General features: G+C 49.7%; 24 protein-coding genes. 17 read left to right on the plus strand and 7 right to left on the minus strand.

The genetic code is table 11. The features are described 5' to 3' along the window. The first annotated feature begins 57 nt into the window (after positions 1 to 57). From folM to AC3ISQ_RS11200, 4 genes are all read left to right on the plus strand, one after another. A complete protein-coding gene (gene folM, locus AC3ISQ_RS11185; protein WP_489346470.1) occupies positions 58 to 780 on the plus strand; it encodes a dihydromonapterin reductase in 723 nt (240 codons plus the stop codon). Positions 781 to 858: 78 nt separating this feature from the next. After that, positions 859 to 1,584 (plus strand): two-component system response regulator RstA, encoded by a 726-nt coding sequence (gene rstA, locus AC3ISQ_RS11190; RefSeq protein WP_489346472.1) that lies wholly within the window; start codon positions 859 to 861, stop codon positions 1,582 to 1,584. After that, on the plus strand, positions 1,581 to 2,888 hold the full coding sequence (gene rstB, locus AC3ISQ_RS11195; protein WP_489346474.1) for a two-component system sensor histidine kinase RstB: 1,308 nt from the start codon (positions 1,581 to 1,583) through the stop codon (positions 2,886 to 2,888). The genes rstA and rstB overlap by 4 nt, the downstream gene beginning before the upstream one ends. A 25-nt stretch (positions 2,889 to 2,913) precedes the next feature. Next, positions 2,914 to 4,395, plus strand: coding sequence for a carboxypeptidase M32 (locus AC3ISQ_RS11200; RefSeq protein WP_489346476.1), 1,482 nt, complete (start codon positions 2,914 to 2,916; stop codon positions 4,393 to 4,395). Between the two features lie 30 nt (positions 4,396 to 4,425). On the opposite strand, the gene lpxA is transcribed toward AC3ISQ_RS11200, so the two are convergent. Further along, positions 4,426 to 5,217 (minus strand): acyl-ACP--UDP-N-acetylglucosamine O-acyltransferase, encoded by a 792-nt coding sequence (gene lpxA, locus AC3ISQ_RS11205; RefSeq protein ID WP_489346478.1) that lies wholly within the window; start codon positions 5,215 to 5,217, stop codon positions 4,426 to 4,428. A gap of 604 nt (positions 5,218 to 5,821) precedes the next feature. Here lpxA and asr point away from each other — a divergent pair. The 3 genes from asr to AC3ISQ_RS11220 all read left to right on the plus strand — a co-directional run bounded on the left by asr (position 5,822) and on the right by AC3ISQ_RS11220 (position 7,212). After that, positions 5,822 to 6,109 carry an acid resistance repetitive basic protein Asr gene (asr, locus tag AC3ISQ_RS11210; RefSeq protein ID WP_489346480.1) on the plus strand — a complete coding sequence of 96 codons (288 nt, stop codon included), beginning with the start codon at positions 5,822 to 5,824 and terminating at the stop codon, positions 6,107 to 6,109. Between the two features lie 88 nt (positions 6,110 to 6,197). After that, positions 6,198 to 6,278, plus strand: coding sequence for a small membrane protein YdgU (ydgU, locus tag AC3ISQ_RS11215; protein ID WP_489353240.1), 81 nt, complete (start codon positions 6,198 to 6,200; stop codon positions 6,276 to 6,278). 109 nt (positions 6,279 to 6,387) lie between these two features. After that, on the plus strand, positions 6,388 to 7,212 hold the full coding sequence (locus tag AC3ISQ_RS11220) for a trypsin-like serine peptidase (protein WP_489346482.1): 825 nt from the start codon (positions 6,388 to 6,390) through the stop codon (positions 7,210 to 7,212). A 33-nt stretch (positions 7,213 to 7,245) separates the two neighbouring features. On the opposite strand, the gene hrpA is transcribed toward AC3ISQ_RS11220, so the two are convergent. After that, entirely contained in the window at positions 7,246 to 11,133 is a 3,888-nt protein-coding gene (gene hrpA / locus AC3ISQ_RS11225) for an ATP-dependent RNA helicase HrpA (protein ID WP_489346484.1), read from the minus strand. Positions 11,134 to 11,402: 269 nt separating this feature from the next. Here hrpA and azoR point away from each other — a divergent pair, with 269 nt between their 5' ends. Next, positions 11,403 to 12,008 carry an FMN-dependent NADH-azoreductase gene (gene azoR, locus AC3ISQ_RS11230; RefSeq protein WP_489346486.1) on the plus strand — a complete coding sequence of 202 codons (606 nt, stop codon included), beginning with the start codon at positions 11,403 to 11,405 and terminating at the stop codon, positions 12,006 to 12,008. Between the two features lie 75 nt (positions 12,009 to 12,083). On the opposite strand, the gene AC3ISQ_RS11235 is transcribed toward azoR, so the two are convergent. Genes AC3ISQ_RS11235 through AC3ISQ_RS11245 form a run of 3 tightly spaced genes read right to left on the minus strand, consistent with a single transcriptional unit; the run spans position 12,084 to position 15,210 of the window. Continuing rightward, positions 12,084 to 12,410: a YdbL family probable chaperone protein gene (locus AC3ISQ_RS11235; RefSeq protein WP_489346488.1), complete on the minus strand. Its 327-nt coding sequence runs from the start codon at positions 12,408 to 12,410 to the stop codon at positions 12,084 to 12,086. 8 nt (positions 12,411 to 12,418) lie between these two features. After that, entirely contained in the window at positions 12,419 to 12,604 is a 186-nt protein-coding gene (locus AC3ISQ_RS11240) for a YnbE family lipoprotein (protein WP_489346490.1), read from the minus strand. Beyond that, the gene (locus tag AC3ISQ_RS11245; RefSeq protein ID WP_489346492.1) at positions 12,601 to 15,210 is read right to left on the minus strand and encodes a YdbH family protein; all 2,610 of its coding nucleotides are present in this window, start codon (positions 15,208 to 15,210) and stop codon (positions 12,601 to 12,603) included. Before AC3ISQ_RS11245 ends, AC3ISQ_RS11240 begins: the two co-directional genes overlap by 4 nt. A gap of 190 nt (positions 15,211 to 15,400) precedes the next feature. Between AC3ISQ_RS11245 and AC3ISQ_RS11250 the strand changes: the two genes are divergently transcribed. The 6 genes from AC3ISQ_RS11250 (at position 15,401) to hslJ (ending at position 20,264) form a co-directional block, all read left to right on the plus strand. After that, entirely contained in the window at positions 15,401 to 16,723 is a 1,323-nt protein-coding gene (locus AC3ISQ_RS11250) for a sensor histidine kinase (RefSeq protein WP_489346494.1), read from the plus strand. Then, positions 16,723 to 17,346, plus strand: a complete 624-nt coding sequence (locus tag AC3ISQ_RS11255) for a response regulator transcription factor (RefSeq protein WP_489346496.1) — start codon at positions 16,723 to 16,725, stop codon at positions 17,344 to 17,346. The genes AC3ISQ_RS11250 and AC3ISQ_RS11255 overlap by 1 nt, the downstream gene beginning before the upstream one ends. Before the next feature lie 97 nt (positions 17,347 to 17,443). Then, complete coding sequence (locus AC3ISQ_RS11260) at positions 17,444 to 17,929, plus strand: GlcG/HbpS family heme-binding protein (protein WP_489346498.1); 486 nt, start codon at positions 17,444 to 17,446, stop codon at positions 17,927 to 17,929. Positions 17,930 to 17,944: 15 nt separating this feature from the next. Then, positions 17,945 to 18,628 carry an outer membrane protein gene (locus tag AC3ISQ_RS11265; RefSeq protein ID WP_489346500.1) on the plus strand — a complete coding sequence of 228 codons (684 nt, stop codon included), beginning with the start codon at positions 17,945 to 17,947 and terminating at the stop codon, positions 18,626 to 18,628. Positions 18,629 to 18,780: 152 nt separating this feature from the next. After that, positions 18,781 to 19,770 carry a 2-hydroxyacid dehydrogenase gene (locus AC3ISQ_RS11270; protein WP_489346501.1) on the plus strand — a complete coding sequence of 330 codons (990 nt, stop codon included), beginning with the start codon at positions 18,781 to 18,783 and terminating at the stop codon, positions 19,768 to 19,770. A 62-nt stretch (positions 19,771 to 19,832) separates the two neighbouring features. Further along, entirely contained in the window at positions 19,833 to 20,264 is a 432-nt protein-coding gene (hslJ, locus tag AC3ISQ_RS11275; protein ID WP_489346503.1) for a heat shock protein HslJ, read from the plus strand. Here hslJ and AC3ISQ_RS11280 read toward each other — a convergent pair. Continuing rightward, complete coding sequence (locus AC3ISQ_RS11280) at positions 20,261 to 20,518, minus strand: DUF333 domain-containing protein (RefSeq protein WP_489346505.1); 258 nt, start codon at positions 20,516 to 20,518, stop codon at positions 20,261 to 20,263. The two genes, hslJ and AC3ISQ_RS11280, sit on opposite strands and share 4 nt — an antisense overlap. 186 nt (positions 20,519 to 20,704) lie before the next feature. Between AC3ISQ_RS11280 and AC3ISQ_RS11285 the strand changes: the two genes are divergently transcribed. Then, positions 20,705 to 21,361: an MgtC/SapB family protein gene (locus AC3ISQ_RS11285; protein WP_489346506.1), complete on the plus strand. Its 657-nt coding sequence runs from the start codon at positions 20,705 to 20,707 to the stop codon at positions 21,359 to 21,361. A 173-nt stretch (positions 21,362 to 21,534) separates the two neighbouring features. On the opposite strand, the gene AC3ISQ_RS11290 is transcribed toward AC3ISQ_RS11285, so the two are convergent. Continuing rightward, positions 21,535 to 21,867: an SMR family transporter gene (locus AC3ISQ_RS11290; RefSeq protein WP_489346508.1), complete on the minus strand. Its 333-nt coding sequence runs from the start codon at positions 21,865 to 21,867 to the stop codon at positions 21,535 to 21,537. 235 nt (positions 21,868 to 22,102) lie between these two features. On the opposite strand from AC3ISQ_RS11290, the gene nifJ reads away from it, so the two are divergent. Next, positions 22,103 to 25,636, plus strand: coding sequence for a pyruvate:ferredoxin (flavodoxin) oxidoreductase (nifJ, locus tag AC3ISQ_RS11295; protein ID WP_489346510.1), 3,534 nt, complete (start codon positions 22,103 to 22,105; stop codon positions 25,634 to 25,636). Between the two features lie 136 nt (positions 25,637 to 25,772). Continuing rightward, positions 25,773 to 26,711 carry a tRNA 2-thiocytidine(32) synthetase TtcA gene (ttcA, locus tag AC3ISQ_RS11300; protein ID WP_489346512.1) on the plus strand — a complete coding sequence of 313 codons (939 nt, stop codon included), beginning with the start codon at positions 25,773 to 25,775 and terminating at the stop codon, positions 26,709 to 26,711. Position 26,712 lies beyond the last annotated feature (1 nt).

The following is a 26,712-nucleotide window of genomic DNA, read 5'->3' on the forward strand; positions in this document are numbered from 1 at the left end:
GCCTTATAATGGCATAATTCACCCACTGTTTGCCAGTCTGCCCAGGAGCTTTGATTAATGGAACCTCACAACTCGCCCCCCGTGCTAATTACTGGCGGTGCTCGTCGCATTGGACTTGCACTCGCTAAGGCATTGTTACAGCGAGATATCCCCGTCATTATTGCTTATCGCAGCAATTATCCGGCATTGGCAGAATTAAAAGGACTGGGGGCTATTTGCATCCAAGGCGACTTTTCTACTCACGCCGGGATCTACCAGTTTGCAGAGCAGGTTCAACAGGTTGCCCCTAAACTCCGTGCAGTGGTTCATAACGCCAGCGCCTGGCAGGCTGAATCTGCCAATGTGCCGCCGGAACAGGTGATGGCCGCGATGCTGCAAATCCACGTTTACACGCCTTACCTGCTGAACCAGTTGCTGGAACCTAATTTACGTGGTCAAGGGCCAGCAGGCGCTGACATTATTCACATCACTGATTACGTGGTGGAAAAAGGTAGTGACAAACATATCGCCTATGCCGCGAGCAAAGCCGCGTTAGACAACATGACTCGCTCTTTCGCCCGAAAACTGGCACCTGAGGTTAAAGTTAACGCCATCGCCCCGGCATTGATCATTTTTAACCCCGGTGATGACGAAGCCTATCGCCAGCAAGCATTACAGAAATCGCTAATGCAGATTGCGCCTGGGGAAAGCGAAGTGGTCAACCTCGTGGATTATCTGATGGAAAGCCGCTACGTCACTGGCCGCACCCACGGCGTTGACGGTGGCCGACCGCTGCGTTAAGACTAGGTTACAGTTGATTGTGGCGCCGTTTAATTTGGCGCGCTATGCTGAATTCCGTTTACCGGAAAGCCACTGAAAATGCATAAAATTGTTTTTGTAGAAGATGACCCGGAAGTGGGCAAATTGATTGCCGCTTATCTGGGTAAACATGATATTGACGTGTTGATCGAGCCCCGTGGCGACAGTGCTCAGGCACGTATCGAACAAGAACAGCCAGATCTGGTGCTGCTCGACATTATGTTGCCCGGCAAAGATGGAATGACGCTGTGCCGCGATCTGCGCCCTACTTTCCCCGGCCCGATCGTGCTGCTAACTTCGCTCGATAGCGATATGAATCATATTCTGTCACTGGAAATGGGCGCGAATGACTACATATTAAAAACCACGCCGCCAGCGGTATTATTGGCGCGTTTGCGTTCGCATCTGCGCCAGCACAGTCACCAACCGAAAGATGAAACCAGCCAATCACTGACGCAACATAATGCGTTGCACTTTGGCTTGCTGTGCATCGATCCGGTCAACCGACAGGTCACGCTTGGGGAAGAAAACATTGTCCTCTCGACGTCGGATTTTGATTTGCTGTGGGAGTTAGCCACTCACGCCGGGCAGATTATGGATCGCGAAGCGCTGTTGAAAAACCTACGTGGTGTCAGCTACGACGGATTAGACCGCAGCATCGATGTCGCTATCTCCCGCCTACGCCGCAAGCTGTACGACAATGCATTAGAACCTTTCCGCATCAAAACCGTGCGTAATAAAGGCTATCTGTTCGCTCCCAATGCCTGGGAGCAGATACATCAATGAAAAAACTTTTCATTCAGTTCTTCCTCCTGCTGTTCGTCTGTTTTTTGGTGATGGCGATGCTGGTCGGGCTGGTGTACAAAGTCACCGCCGAACGCGCGGGTCGCCAATCGATGGACGATCTGATGAAAAGTTCGTTGTATCTGATGCGCAGTGAACTGCGTGAAATCCCGCTGCGGGACTGGAACAAAACCATCGCCACGCTGGATCTCAATTTGTCTTTCAAGCTGCATATTGAACCGCTCGGTAAACAGAACCTTTCAGCAGAACTGACACAACGGCTGCGTCAGGGAGAAATCATCGCGCTCGACGATCAATACACCTTCATGCAGCGCATCCCGCGCAGTCATTATGTGTTGGTGGTCGGCCCGATTCCTTATCTGTTTTACCTGCACCAGATGCGGATTCTCGATTTGGCGTTGCTGATCTTTATCGGCATGTCGCTGGCGCTGCCGGTATTCTTATGGATGCGCCCTCATTGGCAAGACCTTCTTAAATTGGAAAGCGCGGCACAACGTTTCGGTGCCGGGCATCTCGACGAACGTACCCATTTTGATCCCACATCTAGCCTGAGTCGGCTTGGCGTGGCATTTAACCAGATGGCGGATAACGTCAGCACTTTGATCGCCAGTAAGAAGCAGTTGATCGACGGGATCGCCCATGAACTCCGCACTCCGTTGGTACGTTTACGCTATCGTTTGGCAATGAGCGATAATTTGTCGGAAAGTGAACAACTGGCGCTGAACCGTGATATTGGGCAGCTTGAATCCCTGATTGACGAACTTTTAACTTACGCTCGTTTGGATCGACCACAGGTCGCATTGAATATTGAGCCGCTCGATCTACCCGGTTGGTTGCAAGACAAAGTAGACGATTTGCGACTGTTGCATCCAGAGCGTGAAATCCAGTTGGACATTCCGCATATCGGTGATTTTGGCGGTATCGATCTGCGCTTAATGGAGCGGGTACTGGATAACCTAGTAAATAATGCCCTACGCTATTGCGAGCACCGCCTGCGTATCGGTTTGTGGTTTGACGGTAACGGTGCTTGCCTGCAAGTGGAAGATGACGGTCCCGGCATTCCCCTTGAAGAACGAGAACGCGTATTCGAACCCTTCGTGCGACTGGACCCAAGTCGCGATCGCGCCACCGGTGGCTGTGGTTTAGGGCTGGCGATCGTGCATTCCATCGCTGTCGCTTATCAAGGACAGGTTTATGTGGATGGCAGTTCACTAGGCGGTGCGAGCTTCCGCTTCTGCTGGCCAGTCAAAAACGTATTTCATCATTTAAAAGCCGATCCAGTTTAAGGATCGAGATAATAAGGGAGCAACAATGACATCTGCATACCACGACTTACGCAATCTTTTCACCCGACTGTCGCGCTTCGGTCATCTCTCCGCCATCGCTGGCTGGGACATGCAAACCATGATGCCATCTGGCGGCAGCAAGGCGCGTTCCGAAGCATTGGCAGAACTGAGCGTACTGCAACACCAAATTCTGACGGCGAAAACGACTGGCGATCTCCTTAAACGTGCCGAACAAGAATCGTTGGAAGAAATGGACCGCGCTAACTTGCTAGAAATGCGTCGTCAGTACGACAACGCGGTGTTAGTACCGGAATCTTTGGTTGAAGCCAAATCACTGGCCGGCGCGCGCTGCGAACACGCTTGGCGCTCTCAACGTCCAGCTAACGATTGGGAAGGTTTTTCTGACAACCTGCGTGACGTGGTGAGGTTGAGCCGTGAAGAAGCGCAAATCCGTGCTCAGGCGGCTGGAACTAGCCGCTACGATGCCCTGCTCAATCTGTATGAACCTGGGATGAATAGCCAAGAATTGGATCGTATCTTCGGCGATTTAAAGACTTGGTTACCAGACTTACTGCAAAAAGTGGTTGCCAAGCAAGCTAACGAACCTTGTATCACGCCGCAAGGTCCGTTTGATGTCGAAACCCAGCGCAAACTCAGCCTGAGCGTAATGCAGTTACTGGGTTTCAACTTTGATCATGGCCGCGTAGACGTCAGCGCTCACCCATTCTGCGGCGGTGTGCCGGAAGATGTACGCATCACCACGCGCTACAACGATAAAGAATTCCTCACCGCATTACTCGGTATCGTTCATGAAACCGGCCATGCGCGTTACGAACAAAACCTGCCACGTGATTGGATCGGTCAACCGGTGGCGCAAGCGCGCTCCACCGCAATCCATGAATCACAAAGTCTGCTGTTTGAAATGCAACTGGCGCGGAGTGGTGACTTTATGAAAGTGCTGCGCCCATTGGTCACGGCTCAGTTTGGTGAGCAACCGGCATTGGAAGAAAACAACTTTATTCGCCTGAACCAACGCGTGAAGCCGGGGCTAATTCGTGTTGATGCCGATGAAGTGAGTTACCCGGCACACGTGATCCTGCGCTATGAGATTGAGAGAGCGTTGATCGAAGGTGAGATTGAAGTGGATGACATTCCAGCACTATGGAATGAAAAAATGCACAGCTATCTTGGTTTAGATACCGTGGGCAACTACCGCAACGGTTGTATGCAGGATATTCACTGGACCGACGGCGCATTTGGCTACTTCCCAACCTACACTTTGGGTGCCATGTATGCCGCGCAACTGTTCCAGAAAGTCCGCGCAGATATTCCCCATCTCAGTGAAAGCATTGCGCAAGGTGATCTCAGCGCCCTGTTCCATTGGCTGCAACAAAATATCTGGCGTCACGGTAGCCGCTATCCAACCGAGACGTTAATTGCCAACGCTACTGGCGAAGCGCTGAATCCGCGCTATTTCCGCCAGCATTTGGAAAGCCGTTACTTGTAATTCACCTCTGGCACGGTGTTCGCCGTGCCTTTATCGAATAATGCCACGTGCTGAACGCGAGAAAAAAGAATTAAAGGGATGGAGTGATGGATTCGATGCGCTTAGACTTTGAATTTCTTGCTTTACTTCTTCAATCGCCATTGCCTGGTGATACAACATATTATAAATAGTGCGAATAATGTGCTGTTGTGCCGTATTCATGGAGGTAAAGGCGGGGGCTAACTGGTTGACGCCGTTCGGGGTGGCATGATTACCACTGGCACAAACAAAAGGGGGTACATCCTGAGTGACACCTGATTGATCGGCAATATTGGCATAAGCACCTAGAAGACAAAATTGATGTACAGCACACATGAAACCGAGTTGTACGAAATCGTCCAGTTCAACATGCCCCGCTAATCCCGAGTTGTCACCAATAGTCGTGGCATTGCCAATGACACAATCATGTCCGATGTGGACATTATTTAAAAAATGGTTGTCATTTCCGATGGTTGTCCGTCGAGCCCCTTGAATTGTACCGCGGTGAATCGTCGCATGTTTCCCGATTTTGTTTCTGTCACCAATAACGACATCCGTAACTTCACCATTATATTTTAAGTCTTGGTTCACTTCACCGATCGTTGAAAATTGTCCAATCACGTTATCGCATCCAATGCGGCTGAGACCGTTAATGTGTACATGTGAAGCGACAACCGTGTCATCACCAATTTCAACACCTTCGGCGATGATGCAAAAAGGGCCAATGAACACACGTGCACCGATAACCGCTCCTGGATCGATGATACTGCTACTAGAAATCCGAGCAGAAGGAGAAACTGGCATTGTATTATCCTGAGGCTAGAACGTGATGTTGCAGGCTCGTTGGGTCAATAATGAGTGAATGATTAAGCCAACGTTTAGATTAATCAGAGAATAAAAATGGTGATGAGGTCGGTAAGAAAGAAGTCGAAGTTGGGGAGAATTTTCTTATAGACAGCGATGCAGCATAGAGCACCCTCTTCAAGATAACACTTCTTATTTACCAAAATGCTTCATTTAGGATTTAGAGAAGCGGGAATTTCACCATGTTAGGCATTTTTATACGGTATATGACTTGAATAGTTCCTTGTTACTGAAGGCGACACCCTATATTACTGCCCTTACAATGTATGTTGTAACTAAAATGGAAGAAGAGGCCTTAAAAGAGAATCGGTTTAACCATCATTCGTGGGTTAATGCGTGCCCAATTATCGTTATCATTCTGCAAAAGAAACTGGCTAAACGTTCTCATCTGTCAGCAATGTCACTCTAACCCGTCAGCCATGCGTACATTAGGTTACACGCCGAAACCAATCACTCACTGAACGCCAGCGAGCGTTACCTTAGGATGTCTCTCAACGGCCCCGCAGTGGGGTTGAAACATAAAACATCATTTGAGGATTCAATAATGAAAAAAGTATTAGCTCTGGTTGTTGCCGCTGCAATGGGTCTGTCTTCTGCTGCTTTCGCTGCTGAAACCACCACTACCGCGCCTGCGACCACCACAACTAAAACGGCTCCGGCTCACGTGAAAAAGCATCACGCGAAAAAAACAACGACCGAGCAAAAAGCGCAAGCAGCAAAGAAACACCAGAAAGCCAGCGCTAAAAAAGCCCCAGCTCAAAAGGCTCAGGCAGCTAAAAAACACACCAAGAAAACCAGCCATAAAAAAGCAGCAACTACCCCAGCGGCATAATTGCCACTGATGTGAGAAATCACTCACCGTTATGGTTTGTCCTATTCGACACCCGGTCCGCCGGGTGTTTTTTATCGGGGTGCTCACTATGCTGCGGCGCTATTTGTTCGAAATCATCCTGTTGAGCCTCATCATCTGTGGGATCATTACCGCTTTCTTTTTCCTGTGAAATTTATCGAAAAATCAATCAACACCATCTACAGCAGAGATAAATCAAGCTATAGTTAGCTCACTCTATTGGGTATATCGACGCCCCGTATTTGCCAGGCAAGAGACTTATGCGCATACCTATTTTGTTGCTGTTATGTTCATTTCCACTCGCGTTATCCTTCGCCGCTCGGGCCGACAGCCCTTCTGACGACACACTATCTAGTGAACAAACGCGCCTATTTTTTGGCAAAGATGACCGAATAAAAATAAGTAAAACAGATGAATGGCCTTGGCAGTCCATCGGCCAAATCGAAACCGTCAGCGGTAATTTGTGTACCGCCACCTTAATTTCACCGCATCTGGCGTTAACCGCTGGCCATTGCGTGCTGGCACCGCCGGGAAAGTTGGATAAAGCCATTGCGCTACGATTTATCGCCAACAAAAAAGGCTGGCAATATCAGACCGATAACATCGAAACGTTAGTCGATAAAAAACTGGGGAAAAAACTCAAACCAGATGGTGACGGTTGGATCGTCCCCCCTGCGGCGGCAGCCTATGATTTTGCTTTGATTCGTTTGAAAGATAAAAATCCGTTGCCGATTAAACCGTTACCGTTGTGGCAAGGCGATAGCAAGGCGTTGACAGTAGCGCTGAAGCAAGCCAACCGCTTGATTACACAGGCTGGCTATCCAGAAGATCATCTGGATGATTTATATAGTCACCAAGGTTGTAAAGTGACGGGTTGGGCGCAACAAGGCGTTCTCTCGCACCAATGTGACACTCTGCCGGGCGATAGTGGCTCTCCGCTGCTATTAAATACCGAGGACGGTTGGCGTTTGATTGCCATTCAAAGTTCAGCACCGGCAGCGGAAGATCGTGACCGTGCCGATAACCGAGCACTAGCAGTGCCAGCAATTCGTGATGCTTTGGCAACATTAGCCACTGGCAAATAAAATCTAGGCAGCCGGTTCCGGCTGCCTAAACACTTACCCCGCCAACTGCTCCATTGCCTGCAATATCCGCTTATCCGAGATCGGATACGGTGTGCCCAATTGTTGAGCAAACAGGCTAACGCGCAGCTCTTCGATCATCCAACGGATATCTTTTACATCCTCATCCTGCTGACGTTTAGGTGGCAGTTTGTTTAGCCACTGCTGCCATGCCTGCTGGATTTGATCGACACGAATCATTTGTGCTCGATCACGGTGCGGATCGCTTGCCAATTTCTCTAAGCGGCGTTCAATTGCCTGCAAATAACGCAGCGTATCTGGTAGCCGTTTCCAGCCGTTATTGGTGACAAACCCACGGTAAATCAATCCATTAATCTGGGTTTTAATATCCGACAGCGCTAACGCCAGCGACATATCCACCCGGCCTTTCAACCGTTTATTAATGCTGAATACCATTGTTAGGGTCTGCTCGACTTGCTTAGCAACATCAACTACTGTTTCGTTCAGCTCAGCACGCACCAATTCCTGCAAACGAGCGAAATTTTCCTCTTTCCACACCAAGCCGCCGTGCTCAGCAATCAACTTATCGATACCGCAGGAAATGCAGTCGTCGATCAGATCCAATACTTTGCCATAAGGGTTAAAGTACAACCCAAGTTTGGCTTTATTCGGCAGTTTTTCATGCAGATACTTGATTGGCGAAGGAATATTTAGCAACAGCAAACGCCGCGTTCCGCGCCACATTTCCTGTTGCTGTTCCTGTTCGCTATCAAACAAGCGGATCGCTACGCTGTCTTTTTCATCCACTAGCGCCGGATAGGCTTTGACCGAGTAACCGCCACGTTTCTGTTCGTAGAATTCGGGGAGTTGACCAAAGCTCCAGATATGCAAATTACTTTGTTCTAATCCATCGTCAGCTACCGCAGACAGCGTTTCCTGAACCTTTTCTTTCAGTTGCAGTTTTAACGCCGTCAGATCTTTACCTTCACGTAGGGTCTTGTGTTTTTCCCCAACGATACGGAAAGTGATTTTTAGGTGATCGGGTACCTGATCCCATTGCCAACTTTCACGTGACACCGTCACGCCTGTCATACGGCGTAGTTCACGCTCCAGCGAATCCAACAGCGGCATTTCCAACGCAGTGACTCGCCCAAGGAAAGCTTCGGCATAGTTAGGCGCAGGAACAAAGTTACGGCGAACCGGTTTTGGCAATGACTTAATCAATGCGATGATCAGTTCGCGGCGAACTCCGGGGATTTGCCACTCAAAACCGGCCTCTTCAACCTGATTGAGAATCGGCAGCGGAATATGCACCGTGACGCCATCAGCATCAGTACCTGGTTCAAACTGATAAGTCAGGCGCAGTTTGAGACTACCTTGATGCCAAAAGTTCGGGTAATCCAACGCACTGACTTTGTTGGCTCCGTCTTTAATCAGCATTTCTTTTTCGAAATTCAGCAGATCCGGCTGCTGTTTACTGGTTTTTTTCCACCAGTTATCAAAATGGCGTGCGGATACCACATCGTTTGGAATGCGTTGCTCGTAGAAACTGAACAGAGTTTCGTCGTCGACCAAAATATCGCGTCGACGTGATTTGTGTTCCAATTCTTCGACTTCTGCCCGCAGTTTGAGGTTGTCACGGAAGAACGCATGGCGCGTCTGCCAATCCCCCTCCACCAAGGCGTGGCGAATAAATAACTCACGACACAGCAGCGGATCGATAGTGCTGTAATTCACCGGACGCGCGTTAACGATCGGTAAACCGAATAGAGTCACTTTCTCGGTGGCCATCACCGCACCTTGCGATTTTGACCAGTGCGGCTCGCTATAACTTTGTTTGACCAAGTGCTGCGCCAACGGCTCAATCCATTCAGGATCGATGCGTGCAGCAATGCGTCCCCACAGGCGGCTGGTTTCCACTAACTCGGCTACCATGCCCCACTTCGGCGGTTTCTTGAATAAACCAGAACCGGGGAAAATAGAGAAACGGGCATTACGTGCGCCGGTATATTCTTGTTTATCAGCGTCTTTTTGACCAATATGCGACAGTAGACCGGTCAGCAAGGCGAGGTGAATACTGCGGTAATCCGAAGGCATACTGTTAACCGGAATGCCCAACTCTTTCACCACCTGACGCAGTTGGGTATAGATGTCTTGCCACTCACGTACCCGCAAGTAGTTGAGATAGTCGGTTTTGCACAGGCGACGGAATTGGCTGGAGGATAATGCTTTTTGCTGCTCTTGCAGATAGTCCCACAGATTAACGAATGCTAGAAAATCCGACTCTTTATCGGCAAACCGGCGATGCTTCTCATCCGAGGCTTGTTGTTTTTCCATCGGACGTTCACGCGGGTCTTGGATCGACAACGCCGCGGTGATAATCATCACTTCACGCACGCTACCACTGTTACGCGCTTCCAACACCATGCGAGCCAAACGTGGGTCGATCGGCAATTGCGCTAACTGGCGGCCTTGCGGTGTCAGTTGATAGTGGCCGTTATCGGCGGTGGTTATCGCCCCTAACTCCTCCAGTAGTCGCACGCCGTCTTGAATATTGCGTTTGTCTGGCGCTTCGACAAAGGGGAAGGCTTCGATATCGCCCAGCCCCAACGAAGTCATTTGCAGAATGACCGAAGCCAAGTTGGTGCGCAGAATTTCCGGGTCGGTAAACTCCGGGCGCGACAGGAAATCCTGCTCGGAATACAGACGGATACAGATCCCTTCCGACACACGGCCGCAACGCCCTTTACGCTGGTTGGCAGAGGCTTGCGATACTGGCTCGATCGGCAAGCGCTGTACCTTGGTGCGAAAACTGTAGCGACTAATACGCGCGGTACCCGGATCGATAACGTATTTAATGCCCGGTACGGTTAACGAGGTTTCCGCCACGTTGGTCGCCAACACGATGCGTCGCCCGTGGTGCGATTGGAACACTCGGTTCTGCTCGCTGTTCGAAAGCCGCGCATACAGCGGCAGCACTTCGGTATGCGGCAAGTTCAGTTTGGTTAGCGCGTCGGCGGTATCGCGAATTTCACGTTCACCGCTCATGAAGATCAAGATATCGCCCGGCCCTTCACGACCGAGTTCATCCACCGCGTCAAAAATTGCCTGTAACTGATCGCGATCGGTATCATCCGCGTCATCCACCACCGGGCGATAGCGCAGCTCTACCGGATAAGTGCGACCAGAGACTTCGATAATCGGTGCATCGTTGAAATGTCGTGAGAAGCGCTGCGGGTCAATGGTTGCCGACGTGATGATCACTTTCAGATCTGGGCGCTTCGGTAACAGTTCGCGCAGATAGCCCAGAATAAAATCAATGTTCAGGCTGCGTTCGTGCGCTTCATCGATGATCAGCGTGTCGTACTGCATCAACATGCGATCCTGTTGGATTTCTGCCAGAAGAATACCGTCGGTCATCAACTTCACTAACGTGTTTTCGCTAACTTGATCGTTAAAACGCACTTTATAGCCGACGCTACTACCGAGCGAGGTTTCCAACTCATCGGCGATACGGTTGGCGACAGTTCGCGCGGCCAAACGACGCGGCTGGGTATGGCCGATCAGCCCTTTTATCCCACGCCCCAATTCCAAGCAGATTTTTGGCAACTGAGTGGTTTTACCGGAACCCGTTTCCCCCGCCACAATCACCACCTGGTGATCGCGAATGGCATTCAGGATGTCCTGTTTCTTCTGGCTAACCGGCAGGCTTGCCGGGTAAGTGATGGCAGGCCGTGACGCCACTCGTGATTGCACTTTCTGCAATGCCGTGGCGATATCATTTTCTATTTCGCTTGCCACCGCTTGCTGGGCTTCTGGATTTTTGATTTTTCTGGCGCCCTGCAGCCGACGCTGAAGGCGCTGTTGATCACGGAGCATCAAGTCGCTCAATGGAGCTGACAGTGCCGCGAGCGGAGATTTCACGTTCGGTGTTCCTTGTATCTTCGCTGCCAAATCGAGCTATAGCAACGCTTTGCAATAGGGTTAGTCAATTTTTGACTTTAGCCGCGCAGAATAGCATAAGCCGGTTTTTCCTCATAATTCCTCAATTTAATGTGGAGTTGGTTGTTCAATAAAATCGAACAAGCGCCTCGAAATATTCCACTATCTCTCTTGGAAAAACACGAATAGAGTGTACTCCATGCGAAGGACGACCTGTCCTGATGTCACATTCATAGTGTAAGGAATTAACGATGAGCAAAGTATTGGTTCTTAAATCCAGCATCTTGGCAGGCTATTCCCAATCTAACCAATTGGCCGATTTTTTCGTTGAACAATGGGCTCAAACCCACGGCAACGATACCATCACCGTACGCGATTTGGCTGCGCAACCAATTCCGGTGCTGGATGGTGAACTGGTTGGTGCCCTGCGACCTTCAGACACCCCACTGACTCCACGTCAACAAGAAGCGCTGGCACTGTCTGACGAACTGATTGCTGAGTTGCAAGCCAATGACACCATCGTGATGGCTGCACCGATGTACAACTTTAACATTCCAACTCAGTTGAAAAACTATTTTGACCTGATCGCTCGTGCCGGTGTGACCTTCCGCTACACCGAGAATGGCCCGGAAGGTTTGGTGAAAGGTAAACGCGCTATCGTGTTGACCAGCCGTGGCGGTATTCATAAAGACACGCCAAGCGATCTGGTTGAGCCTTACCTGCGCCTGTTCTTGGGCTTTATCGGCATCACTGACGTTGAGTTCGTGTTCGCTGAAGGTATCGCTTATGGCCCAGATGTCGCCACTAAAGCACAAGCAGACGCTAAAGCCGCGCTGGCTCAAGTCGTTGCTGCTTAATACTCGTTACACCTGCAATAAAGCCTCAAAATAATCCAAGTGTCTGTATTTTGCGCGCCTTAATGGCGCGCTTTTTTACGGTCTTTTTACCCACTGGCCATTGATACCGCGAACATATTCACCGGTTGGCGCTCGTTGCACCAATTTCTGCCCGGCCATTTTCGCCACTTGGTCAAGAGCAAGATGGTTACTGTCCGCCAGCTTCTGGTACTGTTCGGTACGACCGGAGTTGATACGTTTTACCAACGCCAACGTTTCCGCATCCTGTTTAACCGGGGCAATGTAACCGCTCAGAGTTTCACCGACCCGCCCTTGCTGTTTGGCTTCGTCTAGTGTCAGTGCTATTGCTAGGTTGCTAAATAGCCACCCTGCACCGATCAACCATAGATAACGTTTTTTCATGTCGGCTCCTAGAACAAATCGCTACGATCTTTCATCAGGTTTTCCACGTCCTTATCGACTTTGATATTGATTTCGTGCTCGATTTTCACGTTCATATTGATAGTGATCGGGTCTTTTGGCGTCGCCACTTCAATACGCGGTACACATGCGCTCAGCAATAAAGTAGCCAAGACAGCCACGCATGGAGTTCTCATGGTGTTTCCTCTGGTTGAGAGAGGGCCTGTTCTAGCCACTCCTGTAAATTGTCACCGAAGCGCAAACTACGCCACAGTTGGAAGATGTTTTCCTGATGGCTATAGTTCAGGATGATTTCACGCTTAGAGCTTTTTTGCGGATTAACTCCGTCGATCCGCGCTTTCAGCGTCAGTTCGCCCAGATTATCCAGATCGACCGTGGCGCGAGAACGATTGATCTCCATATAGCGCAACCAGTCTATCGCCGCCTCACTCGCCAAATTGTTGCTGCCAATCGCATCGGCCATCTCTTTATCCAAACGTAAGGTCAGCATGCCGGCGTTGGCAATCCAACCGTTGCGCACCAACCATTGTGGATGATTGAGGAACAACGGCAATTCGCCATCAACCTTACCAGACATGGCAAACTGCTTCGGTTTCAACGCGGTAAATAATGCGCTGAGATCCACTTTATCCAATTTCAACACCGCCGCCTGATGTTGCGGCAATCGCAACGCAGATAGACTGATATGTCCGTTCAACGCGTCCATACCGACATTGCTCAACGTCAGCGGTTGTTTCTCACTATAAGGATAGGTGCCTTGTAAATCGGCGCTAATGTTTTGCATTTCAAACAAGTTACGTAGCGATTTAATCCGCAGCATCACCGGCTTTTTCGGGCCCAATTGCCACAAGTGATTTTTCAGACGAAAACCCAAAGCGAAATCCAACCCGCTCACTTCACCATCTTTCAGCCACATGCCACCATCCGTCACCACCCAATGACCGCCGGCTTCAAAACCTTGAACACGCGCGGCAGAGAACGCTGCCTGAGCGTAAAACTCGCCATCACGCAGTTTGATATTTAAATCTGGAGAAATTAGCGGTTGGAATACCGTCAATGGTTGTTTTGGCCACCAGCTTTGACCACGTAGCCGTTCTCCATCCCAGCGCCCACGTAGTGTGATCGGGCCAATCTGCTCAGCCTGTAATTTGCCTAGTATCTGAACGTTATTCGGCTCGGTTCCGTTCAACTGCAAATCCAGCACCGAAGGAGGTAAATAGCCCCCCTCCAGACTCACTTTTTGCGCCACCAGTCGGAGATTACCGTCAAACCGCGGTTTCTTGACGTCACGCTGCCAATGAATCGGTTGGCTTAGTGTCAGTCGCGGTGCGTCTACCTTCATCATGCCGTATTTCAGTTGATCGAACCCGGTAGAGAGACGATCAAGTACGATCAACGAATCCTGCCAATTGCCACTCCCCGCGACATCCCATTTAGCCTGTAATGGCGGCAAATTGCCGTTGCCCCAATAACGCCACTGCCAGTTGCCGTTATCCGGCCAGAAGTCTTGCGCGTTGCCGTCCAGATGCAGTTTGAACTGTCCCCAATAGCTGTCACTGACGTTGATAATCGCCTGTAGTCGTCCGGTGATCCCGGCAGCAGTGACTTTCACCCCAGCTAATGGTAAACGGGCTTCTTCCAGCTTCATTTCTGGTGAGGCACTGCCCCAAGCACGCAGTAGAGAACCCGGTTGTAATACCAATGTTGGGTTGAGGATCGAACCACTGATGATGCCGGGAATCGACGTCGTGACGGAGAAATCCGCCAGATTCGCTTGCCCAGTTAAGCGGAAACTAAGATCGCTTTGCGTTAAGCCCACCTTGCCCGGTCCCAGAACTAATACTGCATTGCCTTTGCCGTTATGCCCCGCGGTAATGACATTCAGTCGAGCACTGACTTCAGTTTCATCCCAACCTTTACTCCAATCATGCAGGGCAATGCTCAAACCCCCGTTGAGCGGCTGTTCAGCATACGGCCAGCGCCATTCACCTTTATTAATACTGAGTTGCTGGGAATCTATCTCCCACGGCAAGGTCGCCAAAGGTTCGGCGTCGCCTTTTTCCGTTAACGTCAATACGCCCTGCTGCTGCTGCCAGCGCACATCCATCAGCAACGGTTTTTCCAAGTAGCCGGTCTGCATTTCCCCTTGCAAAGCTCCTTGCGCAGGCATGCTGTCCAAATTCAACGGAATGGTCACTTTGCCACTCAAATGCAGTGGATCGGGGCTGTTCGGAGGGATGATGTCTAGGCTGTTGAGCGTGAGTTGTTGGTGTGAATCTAGCACCGCAGTCGCACGCAAGTTTTTACCCTGATATTGCAGTTGTTGCTCGGCACCTGAGGATTGTAGCTGCAATTTACCTTCGTAACGCTGCCAAGGAATAATGCTTAGTTGGTTAATCGTGACATCCAGCAACGGCAACTGTTTTTGCAGTTTGTCGAGTGCTAAAGGCGCACTATTGGCATCACTGGCAGGCAGTTTTGACAAGCAGGCAGTATCAACCACCACTTTATCGCCAAGCAGTTGCCAGCGCCCTTGTCGATAGCTCAGGCTAGTCGCCCCGATATTGGCTAACAGACAATCTTGTGCTTTGAATTGCAAACCATTCAGCCGTAGTGCGCCTTGTTGCCAACGCAATGGTGCAGGCAGCACCAATTGGCTACCTTGAGGCAACCAATGTTCAGCGATACGCGGTAACCAGCGTGGCAAGGTTTGCCATAGCGCCGCCAGCAGTATCACGACACCAATCACAGTCCCTATGAATAATTTTAATCGCCTGGTCATTAAGAGATGATTTCATTCCTGAGTGGGGTTTTATGATGGCACAGATTCAGGTTCCGGTGAAGTTAGCAAAGGAATAGCCGATGCTTTTCAACACATATTGCGGAATATTATGCTACAACTGAAGAACTAGCTTACCTATCGATTGCGTGTTTAGTTTGAGAATAATAAAGCGATGATGAAACGGAGTTGGATGTTTAAGGCATTGAGTTGGTTGTTGCTCAGCACGCTTTCTACCCTTGCCTTGATCCAGAATGGACTTTCACAGCAAGAACATCAACGTACTGCCGCCTTCAACACGGTTTATCGTGAGTTAAGCGAAACACTGGCGCAGCACGATGTCATTTTACCGTTGGTGAGTACCGATATTCCTTTGGCACAGTTACAGAAAAAATTTCCGCAGGTACTGGCGTTCCAGGCTATCCCTGTTGTTTTGACGAATAGCGGTACAGTAGTCGATGCAGGAAATGGGCGCTATTGGCTTAATAACCATTATCGTCATCTACAATTGCTGATTGATTTATCACTGCTTGAGCAATCTTTCCCACAAATGAATCAATTCACGCATTTAGCGCTGAAATGGAATGACGCGACGTTGCTAAGTCATGGCGAACCTAGCGGGAAGGACTTCTGGCAATGGAATAAAGCCTTAACCAGTACCACCCAGCCTTTCGTCCTCAGCGCGGGAGGTGATCCTCAATGGCAGCAACTGCCATGGGGATGGAGTATCGCATTCGGTTTACTGTGGGTGGTGTTAATTGCCGCGATTACCCATTTACTACGCCAAAATCATCGCAGCCAAGTGGCCGACCTACGTGCTCGTTTCTCTGAGCTAACCCGCCTGAATACCATGGGCGAAATTACCGCCGGTATGGTGCATGAGCTGAATCAGCCCTTAAGTGCGGTCATGACCTATACGCAAACTGCGCAAAAACTGGTGAAAAGTGAAAAATATGACCGTATTACTCCGGTTCTCGATGCTGCGGTGCTACAAACTCGGCGCATTGCCGATTTATTGGATCAATACCGGCAAAATCTGGCGACGCGTCAATTCCAACTGCAACCGGTTAGTATTCCAACGATTTGGCGACGTGTAGAGTTACTACTGGAAAACGAATTACGAGTCGGTAATATCCACATCACACACCACTTCAGCGAATCCCTACCATCAATTCAATCAGAACCATTATGGATAGAGCAGATCTTCCATAACTTGCTCAGTAATGCCATTCAAGCTCAGCGCCAACAACCACTTGGATGGGTGAAAATTAGCGCTAAGCATGACGATAACATTTGCCAGGTTGATATTATTGATGGCGGCCCTGGTCTCAACGCCAATGAGTTGGAACAAGTCTTTATGCCCTTCTACACTTCGCGTAAAGAAGGATTGGGTTTGGGTTTGACACTGGCGGAAACGCTGGTATTGCGTTTGAATGGTAAAATCTCAGTACAAAACAGCCCCACTGGTGGTGCCTGTTTCACCCTATTGTTTCCCATCCAAGAGGAAGAAGCTTGATGGAACAAGTGATCTATCTGATTGACGACCACGATGCCGTTCGCGAGTCGTTGAGTGTGCTATTGGCGACCATGGGTTGGAAAACCGAAACTTTCGCCAGTGCGCAAGCCTTCCTAGAGCAAAAACAACCGTTAGATACACTCTGTGGTTGCTTGCTGTTGGATATTCGTATGCCCGGTAAAACCGGTTTGACGCTATTAGACGAGCTGCAACAACAGGCTATTCCCCTACCGGTGGTGCTGATGACCGGACATGGTAATATCGAAACCTGCCGTCGGGCGTTTAAAAATGGGGCTTTTGAATTTCTGACCAAACCTATTGATGCAGATTTACTGATCGAAACCGTGAGTGCCGCTTTCGACCATCAACAAAAAGTTTATCAGCAACAATTACAACACCAGCAATTGCAAAACAAATTCGATCAGTTATCCGAACGCGAGCGCGAAGTCATGCAAAGCATCATCGAAGGTAACACTAGCAAGCAGATCGCGAGAATTTTAGCGTTATCGCCGCGGACCGTTGAAGCGCACCGCGCCAATATCTTCAATAAATTGGCAATAACTTCATTGGCTCAACTGGTGAAAGAACATGAAATTCTTAACTTTTTATCCAAGACTAAGTAGTTTTACCTACTCCATTGCGTAATCGACCGAATCGTTTTGCTGAATAATTTTGTTTAACCTGTCCTCATCAAATACACAGTAGGTGAGGACAACCACAATGCGTAAGATTATTTTCTCTAGTGCTTTACTCCTGAGTATGGCAGCACCCGCTGCTTTCGCTGCTAACACGCTGACAGAGCGTAACATTTCCTTAGAGCAAGCTAATCAGCTGGCTACCGCTGCCATTCAGGCATGCCAAAAAGACAACTACAACGTCAGCGTGACCGTTGTTGACCGTGCTGGCGTGATCAAAGCCGTGCAACGCATGGATAACGCAGGCCCGCACACCGTCAAAGCCAGTGAGATGAAAGCTTACACTTCCCTGACGACCAAAAACGCTACAGGCAAAGTGATGGAAGCGGCTCAGGCTAACGCTGGCGCACAAAATATGCGTGATATCCCAGGTTTCTTGCTGCTGGCTGGCGGTTTGCCAATTAAAGCGGGTAACGAAGTGATTGGCGGTATCGGTATCGGTGGCGCACCAGGCGGACACCTCGATCAAAAATGTGCTGAAGTCGCATTGAGCAGCATCACTATCAAATAAAGGAGCTCGAAGAACATGGCATGGAAGAAATCGTTGGTATTAGCAGCGTTGGCTATTCCACAACTCGCATTGGCAGAAGAGCAGACGTTTCATGAAGGTTACTACGGTGCAGCACGTGTAGTTGGCGCACAGGTCAAAGCCCATAATCTGGATCTGACCAGCCCACGCGTACAAAGCCGTATCGCTGATGCGGATACCGATAATAAAGTCGCTCCCGCTATCGCACTGGGTTATTCCTGGGGCAACGGCTGGCGTACAGAAGCTGAATACACCGGTAAAATGCACAACACCTTTACCAGCTATTGGGCACCGTTTGACGCTAACGCCAACGAATTCAACGTAAAAACCGAGCGTTTCATGTTGAATGCGTACCGTGACTATCGCGTATGGCAAGGTCTGTCCCTGTTCGGTATGGCCGGTGTAGGTTTGACTCACTACAACGCCAGCGGTTGGCAGGGTAACACCTCACGCCAGTTCGCTACTAACACCGACACCAACCTGACTTGGTCACTGGGTGCGGGTGCAAGCTATGACATTACCGACTATCTGACGGCTGAATTGGGCTATCGCTACGTCGATATGGGCAACATGGAAAGCGGTTACAACACCTTTGTTAACCGTGTTGCCGAGCGTGACGAGCAGCTGAAAGGCGGCTTGAGCTCAAATGAGTACTACTTCGGTATTCGCGGTAACTTCTAAAATATTATTGGCAAGGGAGTCATTCCCTTGCCTTTCAGTCATTTCCCCCGCTTTATTCACACTCCAATTACATTCATCGTACAAATGTAACTCATTGTCTCGCCTGGTAAAATCTGTTATCTTGATCACAAAATCAAGGTGGAGAAACCACAATGAAACTGGCGATATACAGTACCAAACAATACGACCGTAAATATCTCGAGCTGGTAAACCAACAGTTTGGCTATGAATTGGAGTTTTTCGATTTTCTGCTCAGCAAGAAAACCGCCAAAACCGCCGCGGGTTGCAAAGCGGTGTGTATTTTCGTCAATGATGACGGCAGTCGTGAAGTTCTGGAAGAACTGGCGGCCATCGGCGTAGAGATCCTCGCACTGCGCTGTGCTGGCTTCAACAATGTGGATTTAGACGCGGCAAAAGAATTAGGTATCAAAGTTGTTCGTGTGCCCGCCTACTCACCGGAAGCGGTAGCTGAACATGCTATAGGTTTGATGATGTGTTTGAATCGTCGCATTCACCGCGCTTATCAACGTACCCGTGATGCTAACTTCTCGCTAGAAGGTTTGATCGGTTTCAATATGCATAACCGTACCGTCGGGGTGATCGGCACCGGTAAGATTGGTGTTGCGACCATGCGTATTCTGAAAGGGTTTGGCATGCAGCTGCTGGCTTACGATCCTTATCCAAGCGCTCAAGCATTGGAGTTAGGTGCCGAATATGTCGATCTGCCAACATTGTATAAGCAGTCAGACGTCATCACCCTGCACTGCCCAATGACGCCAGAAAACCATCATTTGCTGGATGCGAAAGCCTTCGAGCAAATGAAAAACGGCGTCATGATCATCAACACCAGTCGCGGTGGTTTGATCGATTCCTCCGCCGCCATTGATGCGCTGAAAAACCAAAAAATCGGCGCATTGGGTATGGATGTATATGAGAATGAACGCGATCTGTTCTTTGAAGACAAATCCAACGACGTGATTCAGGACGATATCTTCCGTCGCCTTTCCGCCTGCCACAACGTACTGTTTACCGGGCATCAGGCGTTCTTGACCGAAGAAGCACTGACCAGTATTTCGCAAACCACGCTGCAAAATATCGATTTGTTGACGCGTGGTGAACACTGCCCAAATATTGTCGAGTAATTGATTTTTATTCTATAACACGCAGGGGCGATTTTTTCGCCCCTTTCTATTGGAGAAAACCGATGAAAAAATCTATCCCACTCGTCTTCATCAGCCTGTTACTGATCGGTTGTAGCTCGGAAAAAAACAGTATCAGCCAGGTGACGGAAAGCGATCTGCTGCATCATAACTTCGTGCTGCAAAGCGTCGACGGCGTGGCTGCCAACGCTAAATTAGGCAACGGCCCAAGCATTGAATTCGGTGAGAAATTGCATATTTCCGGTTCGATGTGTAACCACTTCTCCGGTGCCGGTGAATTGAATAACGGCGTGCTAACCGTCAAAAATTTGGCAGCAACCCGAATGCTTTGCACCGATGCACAACGTAACCAATGGGATCAGGTCATTAGCACCGTTCTTGGCAATGGCGCAACGGTCACGCTCAATGGCCAACAGCTCACTTTGCGTGGCAGTGACCATACGCTGATTTATCAATTGAAAGACTGGGTGTATTAACCGGCCGCCGCGCAGGCACCTTGCCCCAGCGTTCGTTCTTCGCATTGCATGCCATTTGGCATCTGACACATTCTGATCGTATCGCCATTCAAATTGTGGGCGATGGTCGTCACGCCGCCCACACTGGCACAAGGTGCGCTGGTTGGAACGGTATTGATATGAGCGCTGGTGCCCTTCTGTTGTGGCTCTTCGTTACTGCTGCACGCGGCCAGCAGCAACACGGCGCTCGCCAGTAGCCATTTTAATTTTTTCATTTATTTAACCCACGATGCTGTGTAAATCGCCATTACTAATAAACATGCCATTTTATGTTAGGCACGTTGAGCTATCTTTGATGTAAACCTGTTTAATCTATCCTGAAGCTAAAATAATGAAAATACCGTTTAGCTTTTTTTTTGCACAATTCAGAAAATAAGACCGAAAGAGGGGTCGAATATCCCATGATTACCGATTTACTTCTACGCATCGCCCTTGCTGGCGCACTCGGCGGCCTGATTGGTATTGAGCGTCAATTGCGCGCTAAAGAGGCTGGATTACGTACCCACATTTTAGTGGGTATTGGTAGCGCCATGTTTATGATTGTATCAAAATATGGCTTTGATGATTTACTCACTCTATCGCATGTCGATCTCGATCCCAGCCGTGTCGCCGCTCAGGTGGTCAGCGGGATGGGCTTCCTCGGCGCGGGCACCATCATTATTCAAAAGCAGGTCGTGAAAGGTCTCACTACCGCCGCCGGGCTATGGGTGACGGCTGCCATCGGTTTGGTGATCGGTAGCGGTTTATATGAAATAGGTATTTACGGCACGATAATGACGTTGGTGGTATTGGAAGTCTTCCGCCAACTCAGCAATCGCTTATTTGGTCATCACCATTATATTCAGGTTCGCTTGACGTCACAAAGCGTGCCTGCAGTATTGGTGGAATTACAGAAAATGCGTATTCGTCCGGGAAATATTTCCGTTAGCCAACATGACGGAGAAAGTAACGAATGTGAATTATCATTAGACGTGACGTTATCACCGAAAAAACAAATTGCCGAGATTTATCAACAAATCATGGCAGTACCTGGCGTACATACTTTAGATGTTCGTTGATTTTTTCGGCGAGCATTTTTTGCTACCGAATAACGACTCAGTGCAGGCTATGCTAGCTTCGCTAAGCAATTAGCATCCACTGTTTCTCAGTTTAATTTTGCTGAGCTTTTCAACCAGCGCAACGGCAACAGATTGTTACGCTGGTTTTTTTAATAATTCTGACTTTTTATTAATCAGTGTCCCGATGATTTTGACAATAAATTAATCACTAAAACGCCAGCAATAATTAATCCCATCCCGAATATCGCCGGTAAATCCAGTTTTTGTTGGTAAAGAAATACCGCCGCGATCGACACCAAGACGATCCCCATGCCAGACCAAATGGCGTAAGCAATCCCCAGTGGCATGGTTTTCACCACCATAGAAAGCCCCCAAAAGGCGATGCAATAGCCCACAACCACCACCACCGATGGCCACAAGCGCGTAAACCCTTCAGAAGCTTTTAGCATAGTTGTGGCGATAACCTCTGCAATAATCGCCATAAATAAATACATTAATCCCGTCATGCTGTGCGCCTTTGGCATAATAAAACGACCGCTATTATGCCGCTAACCAGCTAAATTGTCGTTAAACGGCAAACAATTTTCACCTGAGGAAATATCAACTTACATCTTGAACTCTGCAAATTGTCATCGCCACACAATCGCGATAAAGAGCCATTCTGACCCTCTGCTAGACTTTATTTATTACTGCGAGCACCTATTTTTCGCAGCTTCATTGAGCAATGAAAGGGTCTATTGAATGATTACTACTGACGGTAATAACGCTGTTGCTTCCGTGGCCTACCGAACCAACGAGGTGATAGCTATCTACCCCATTACCCCGAGTTCCACCATGGCGGAACAGGCCGATGATTGGTCGGGTGATGGTCGTCAAAACATTTGGGGTGACGTACCGCGTGTAGTGGAAATGCAATCCGAAGGCGGCGCTATCGCGACCGTGCATGGCGCGTTGCAAACCGGGGCACTTTCAACCTCGTTCACCTCGTCGCAGGGTCTGTTGCTGATGATCCCAACGTTGTACAAAGTGGCCGGTGAGTTAACCCCGTTTGTATTACACGTCGCTGCCCGTACCGTTGCCACCCATGCGCTGTCGATTTTTGGCGATCACTCCGACGTCATGGCGGTACGCCAAACCGGTTGCGCCATGCTGTGTGCCAGCAACGTACAGGAAGCGCAAGATTTCGCGCTGATTGCACAGACCGCCACGCTCAATAGCCGTATTCCCTTTATTCACTTCTTTGATGGTTTCCGCACCTCTCACGAGATCAACAAGATCGTCCCGTTGAGCGACGACTCATTGCGCCAGATGTTGCCACAAGAGGCTATTGACGCACACCGCAGCCGGGCATTATCACCCGATCATCCGGTGGTGCGCGGTACTTCTGCTAACCCGGATACCTATTTCCAATCGCGCGAAGCGACCAACCCTTGGTACGACAATACTTATCAACACGTCTGTGATGCGATGGAGAAATTCGGCCAGATCACCGGTCGAAACTATCAACCATTTGAATATTATGGCCACCCGCAAGCCGATCGCGTGGTGATCCTGATGGGTTCCGCCATCGGTACTTGTGAAGAAGTCATCGACACCCTACTGACTCGCGGCGAGAAAGTTGGCGTCCTGAAAGCACGCCTGTTCCGCCCGTTCTCCGCCCAACATTTGCTGAGCGTATTGCCTGACAGCGTAGAAAAAATCGCGGTATTGGATCGCACCAAGGAACCGGGCGCGCAAGCAGAGCCACTGTATCTGGACATCATGACCGCCCTCGCCGAGGCCTTTAGCCGTGGCGAACGCACGACATTGCCGCGAGTGATTGGCGGGCGTTATGGTTTGTCGTCGAAAGAGTTCGATCCGAATTGTGTACTGGCGATTTTCCGCGAATTAACGTTAGAGAAACCGCGCCCACGCTTTACCGTTGGGATTTTCGACGACGTGACCGGCTTGTCATTACCGCTAAGCGAAGAAGATTTACCACAGCGTGCCTCGTTGGAAGCGCTGTTCTATGGGCTAGGTAGCGATGGTTCAGTTTCTGCGACCAAAAACAACATCAAAATCATCGGTAACAGCACGCCAATGTACGCGCAAGGTTACTTTGTCTATGACTCGAAAAAGGCCGGTGGCCTGACGGTTTCTCACCTGCGCGTCAGCGAACAACCGATCAATTCGGCTTATTTGGTCAGTCGTGCCGATTTTGTTGGCTGTCACCAATGGCAGTTTATCGATAAATACCAAATGGTTGAACGTCTGAAACCCGGTGGTATTTTCCTGTTGAATACGCCATATAACGCAGAAGAAGTTTGGGCGCGTTTGCCACAGGAAGTGCAAGCCCTGCTACATCAGCGTCAGGCGCGTTTCTATATTATCAATGCGGCGAAGTTGGCACGTGAATGCCAACTCGGCGCACGTATTAACACCGTAATGCAAATGGCGTTCTTCCACCTGACGCAGATCTTGCCGGGTGACATCGCACTACAACAGTTGCAGGACGCCATATCTCGTAGCTACAGCAGCAAAGGGCAAGATATTGTTGAACGCAACTGGCAAGCGCTGGGCGCGACCTTGCAAGCTTTGACCGAGATCCCACTGCAACCGGTTGATAGCCACAGTCCACAGCGGCCACCAGTGGTTTCAGATGCCGCACCGGACTTCGTTAAAACCGTCACTGCCGCCATGTTGGCAGGTTTAGGCGATGCGCTACCGGTTTCCGCTTTCCCGCCGGACGGTACTTGGCCAGTGGGCACTACACGCTGGGAAAAACGCAATATCGCCGAAGAGATCCCCATCTGGCAGCCGGATCTCTGTACGCAATGTAACCATTGTGTTGCCGCCTGTCCGCATTCAGCGATTCGCGCCAAAGTTGTTCAGCCCGAAGCGATGGCAAACGCCCCTGCTTCGCTACAATCGCTGGATGTCAAAGCGCGCGATATGCGTGGTCAGAAATACGTCTTGCAGGTAGCGCCGGAAGACTGTACTGGCTGTAACCTGTGTGTGGAAGTTTGCCCCGCGAAAGATCGGCAAAATCCTGAGATCAAGGCGATCAATATGAAATCACGCCTCGATAATTTGGAAGTGGAAAAACAGCACTTCGACTTCTTCTTGCAACTGCCAGAAATCGATCCCGCGCAGATCGAGCGCATCGATATTCGTACCTCACAACTGATCAGCCCATTGTTCGAGTATTCCGGCGCCTGTTCTGGCTGCGGAGAAACACCGTACATTAAGTTGCTCACTCAGTTGTATGGCGATCGCCTGTTAATCGCTAATGCCACTGGCTGTTCCTCTATTTATGGCGGTAATCTGCCGACAACCCCGTACACCACCAACGCCGAAGGCCGTGGCCCGGCGTGGGCAAACTCTTTATTTGAGGACAACGCTGAATTTGGTTTGGGCTTTCGTTTAACGGTCGATCAGCATCGCCGTCGCGTCTTGCGTCTATTAGACAGCCTGGCACCGCAGTTACCGGAAACTTTGGTTGCGGCATTGCAAATGACAGATATTGCACCCGAACCGCGTCGCCAGCAGATCGCCGAATTACGTCAATTACTAACGGCAATCAATAGTGAAGATGCGCGCCAATTAGCTACCGATGCCGATTATTTGGTGGATAAATCCATTTGGTTGATTGGGGGGGATGGCTGGGCCTATGACATTGGTTTCGGCGGTTTGGATCACGTACTGAGCCTGACGGAAAACGTCAACGTGTTGGTGTTAGACACCCAGTGCTACTCCAATACTGGCGGTCAGCAGTCGAAAGCCACACCCTTGGGCGCCGTGACCAAATTCGGTGAACATGGTAAACGCAAAGCACGTAAGGATCTTGGCGTCAGCATGATGATGTACGGCCATGTGTATGTGGCGCAAATTTCGCTCGGCGCGCAGCTCAACCAGACGGTAAAAGCGATTCAAGAAGCGGAAGCCTATCCGGGGCCGTCACTGATTATTGCCTACAGCCCTTGTGAAGAACACGGCTACGACTTGGCGCTCAGCCATGAACAAATGAAACAGCTCACCGCCACCGGTTTCTGGCCACTGTACCGCTTCGATCCCCGCCGTAGTGAAGAAGGTAAAGCGGCGTTAGCGTTAGACTCGCGTCCACCAAATAGCGATTTGACCGAAACCCTACTGAAAGAGCAGCGTTTCCGCCGTCTGAATGCGCAACAACCTGAAGTGGCTAGCGCGCTATATCAAGCGGCCGAAAAAGAATTGAAGGAGAAATACGATTTCTTGAGTTTATTGGCGGGTAAAGCGGAAAAATCGTCGGCGGAGTAAACTGTCTGAATCAAAGGCTCAAGGACGAGCCGCAGGCAACAACGATGCAGCTTGAAAGACGCAGGGTATAGAAAATTTCTGGCATTCAGCGCCGCAATCCGTACCATACTGCGCAGAGTTGTTGTGGCCCCCTAACATGCAAGAGAAACCAGTGGTAAACCAAAAAGAGCAGTACAACCTGAACAAATTACAAAAACGCCTGCGCCGCAACGTGGGCGAAGCGATTGCCGATTTCAACATGATTGAAGAAGGTGATCGCATCATGGTCTGTCTGTCCGGTGGTAAAGACAGCTACACCATGCTGGAAATCTTGCGCAATCTGCAACAGAGCGCGCCGGTTAACTTCTCATTGATCGCGGTTAATCTCGATCAAAAGCAACCGGGTTTCCCTGAGCATATCTTGCCAGCCTATCTGGAAAGTCTGGGTGTCGAATACAAGATCGTCGAAGAAAATACCTACGGCATCGTCAAAGATAAGATCCCAGAAGGTAAAACCACCTGTTCGCTCTGTTCACGCCTGCGCCGTGGCATTTTGTACCGCACCGCCACCGAACTGGGTGCGACTAAAATCGCCTTGGGCCATCACCGCGACGATATTTTGCAAACGCTATTCTTGAACATGTTCTATGGCGGCAAAATGAAAGGCATGCCACCAAAACTGATGAGCGATGATGGCAAACACATTGTTATTCGTCCGTTGGCCTATTGTCGTGAAAAAGACATTGAACGTTTTGCCATTGCCAAAGAGTACCCCATCATTCCTTGTAATCTGTGCGGCTCACAGCCGAACCTGCAACGTCAGGTGATTGGCGATATGCTGCGCGACTGGGACAAACGCTATCCAGGCCGTATCGAAACCATGTTCAGCGCGATGCAAAACGTGGTGCCGTCTCACCTGTGCGATACCAATCTGTTTGATTTTAAAGGATTGAGGCACGGTAGCGACGTGATTGACGGCGGTGATTTGGCTTTTGATCGTGAAGATATTCCAATGCAGCCGATCGGTTGGCAACCAGAAGAGAGTGACGAAGCTGCCCCGGCGTTAGAACGTCTGAATGTGTTAGAAATCAAATAAT

It is taken from the genome of Serratia sp. KH_031 (assembly GCF_057839655.1).

Bases quoted from the DNA above. Each gene is read 5' to 3' on its own strand.
- AC3ISQ_RS11235 (WP_489346488.1), bottom strand. From the start codon at position 12,410: ATGAAAAAACGTTATCTATGGTTGATCGGTGCAGGGTGGCTATTTAGC.
- rstA (WP_489346472.1), top strand. From the start codon at position 859: ATGCATAAAATTGTTTTTGTAGAAGATGACCCGGAAGTGGGCAAATTG.
- rstB (WP_489346474.1), top strand. From the start codon at position 1,581: ATGAAAAAACTTTTCATTCAGTTCTTCCTCCTGCTGTTCGTCTGTTTT.
- AC3ISQ_RS11220 (WP_489346482.1), top strand. From the start codon at position 6,388: ATGCGCATACCTATTTTGTTGCTGTTATGTTCATTTCCACTCGCGTTA.
- ydgU (WP_489353240.1), top strand. From the start codon at position 6,198: ATGCTGCGGCGCTATTTGTTCGAAATCATCCTGTTGAGCCTCATCATC.
- AC3ISQ_RS11290 (WP_489346508.1), bottom strand. From the start codon at position 21,867: ATGACGGGATTAATGTATTTATTTATGGCGATTATTGCAGAGGTTATC.
- ttcA (WP_489346512.1), top strand. From the start codon at position 25,773: ATGCAAGAGAAACCAGTGGTAAACCAAAAAGAGCAGTACAACCTGAAC.
- lpxA (WP_489346478.1), bottom strand. From the start codon at position 5,217: ATGCCAGTTTCTCCTTCTGCTCGGATTTCTAGTAGCAGTATCATCGAT.
- AC3ISQ_RS11260 (WP_489346498.1), top strand. From the start codon at position 17,444: ATGCGTAAGATTATTTTCTCTAGTGCTTTACTCCTGAGTATGGCAGCA.
- asr (WP_489346480.1), top strand. From the start codon at position 5,822: ATGAAAAAAGTATTAGCTCTGGTTGTTGCCGCTGCAATGGGTCTGTCT.
- AC3ISQ_RS11255 (WP_489346496.1), top strand. From the start codon at position 16,723: ATGGAACAAGTGATCTATCTGATTGACGACCACGATGCCGTTCGCGAG.
- AC3ISQ_RS11245 (WP_489346492.1), bottom strand. From the start codon at position 15,210: ATGACCAGGCGATTAAAATTATTCATAGGGACTGTGATTGGTGTCGTG.
- AC3ISQ_RS11250 (WP_489346494.1), top strand. From the start codon at position 15,401: ATGTTTAAGGCATTGAGTTGGTTGTTGCTCAGCACGCTTTCTACCCTT.
- AC3ISQ_RS11280 (WP_489346505.1), bottom strand. From the start codon at position 20,518: ATGAAAAAATTAAAATGGCTACTGGCGAGCGCCGTGTTGCTGCTGGCC.
- azoR (WP_489346486.1), top strand. From the start codon at position 11,403: ATGAGCAAAGTATTGGTTCTTAAATCCAGCATCTTGGCAGGCTATTCC.
- nifJ (WP_489346510.1), top strand. From the start codon at position 22,103: ATGATTACTACTGACGGTAATAACGCTGTTGCTTCCGTGGCCTACCGA.
- AC3ISQ_RS11270 (WP_489346501.1), top strand. From the start codon at position 18,781: ATGAAACTGGCGATATACAGTACCAAACAATACGACCGTAAATATCTC.
- hslJ (WP_489346503.1), top strand. From the start codon at position 19,833: ATGAAAAAATCTATCCCACTCGTCTTCATCAGCCTGTTACTGATCGGT.
- folM (WP_489346470.1), top strand. From the start codon at position 58: ATGGAACCTCACAACTCGCCCCCCGTGCTAATTACTGGCGGTGCTCGT.
- AC3ISQ_RS11265 (WP_489346500.1), top strand. From the start codon at position 17,945: ATGGCATGGAAGAAATCGTTGGTATTAGCAGCGTTGGCTATTCCACAA.
- AC3ISQ_RS11285 (WP_489346506.1), top strand. From the start codon at position 20,705: ATGATTACCGATTTACTTCTACGCATCGCCCTTGCTGGCGCACTCGGC.
- AC3ISQ_RS11200 (WP_489346476.1), top strand. From the start codon at position 2,914: ATGACATCTGCATACCACGACTTACGCAATCTTTTCACCCGACTGTCG.
- AC3ISQ_RS11240 (WP_489346490.1), bottom strand. From the start codon at position 12,604: ATGAGAACTCCATGCGTGGCTGTCTTGGCTACTTTATTGCTGAGCGCA.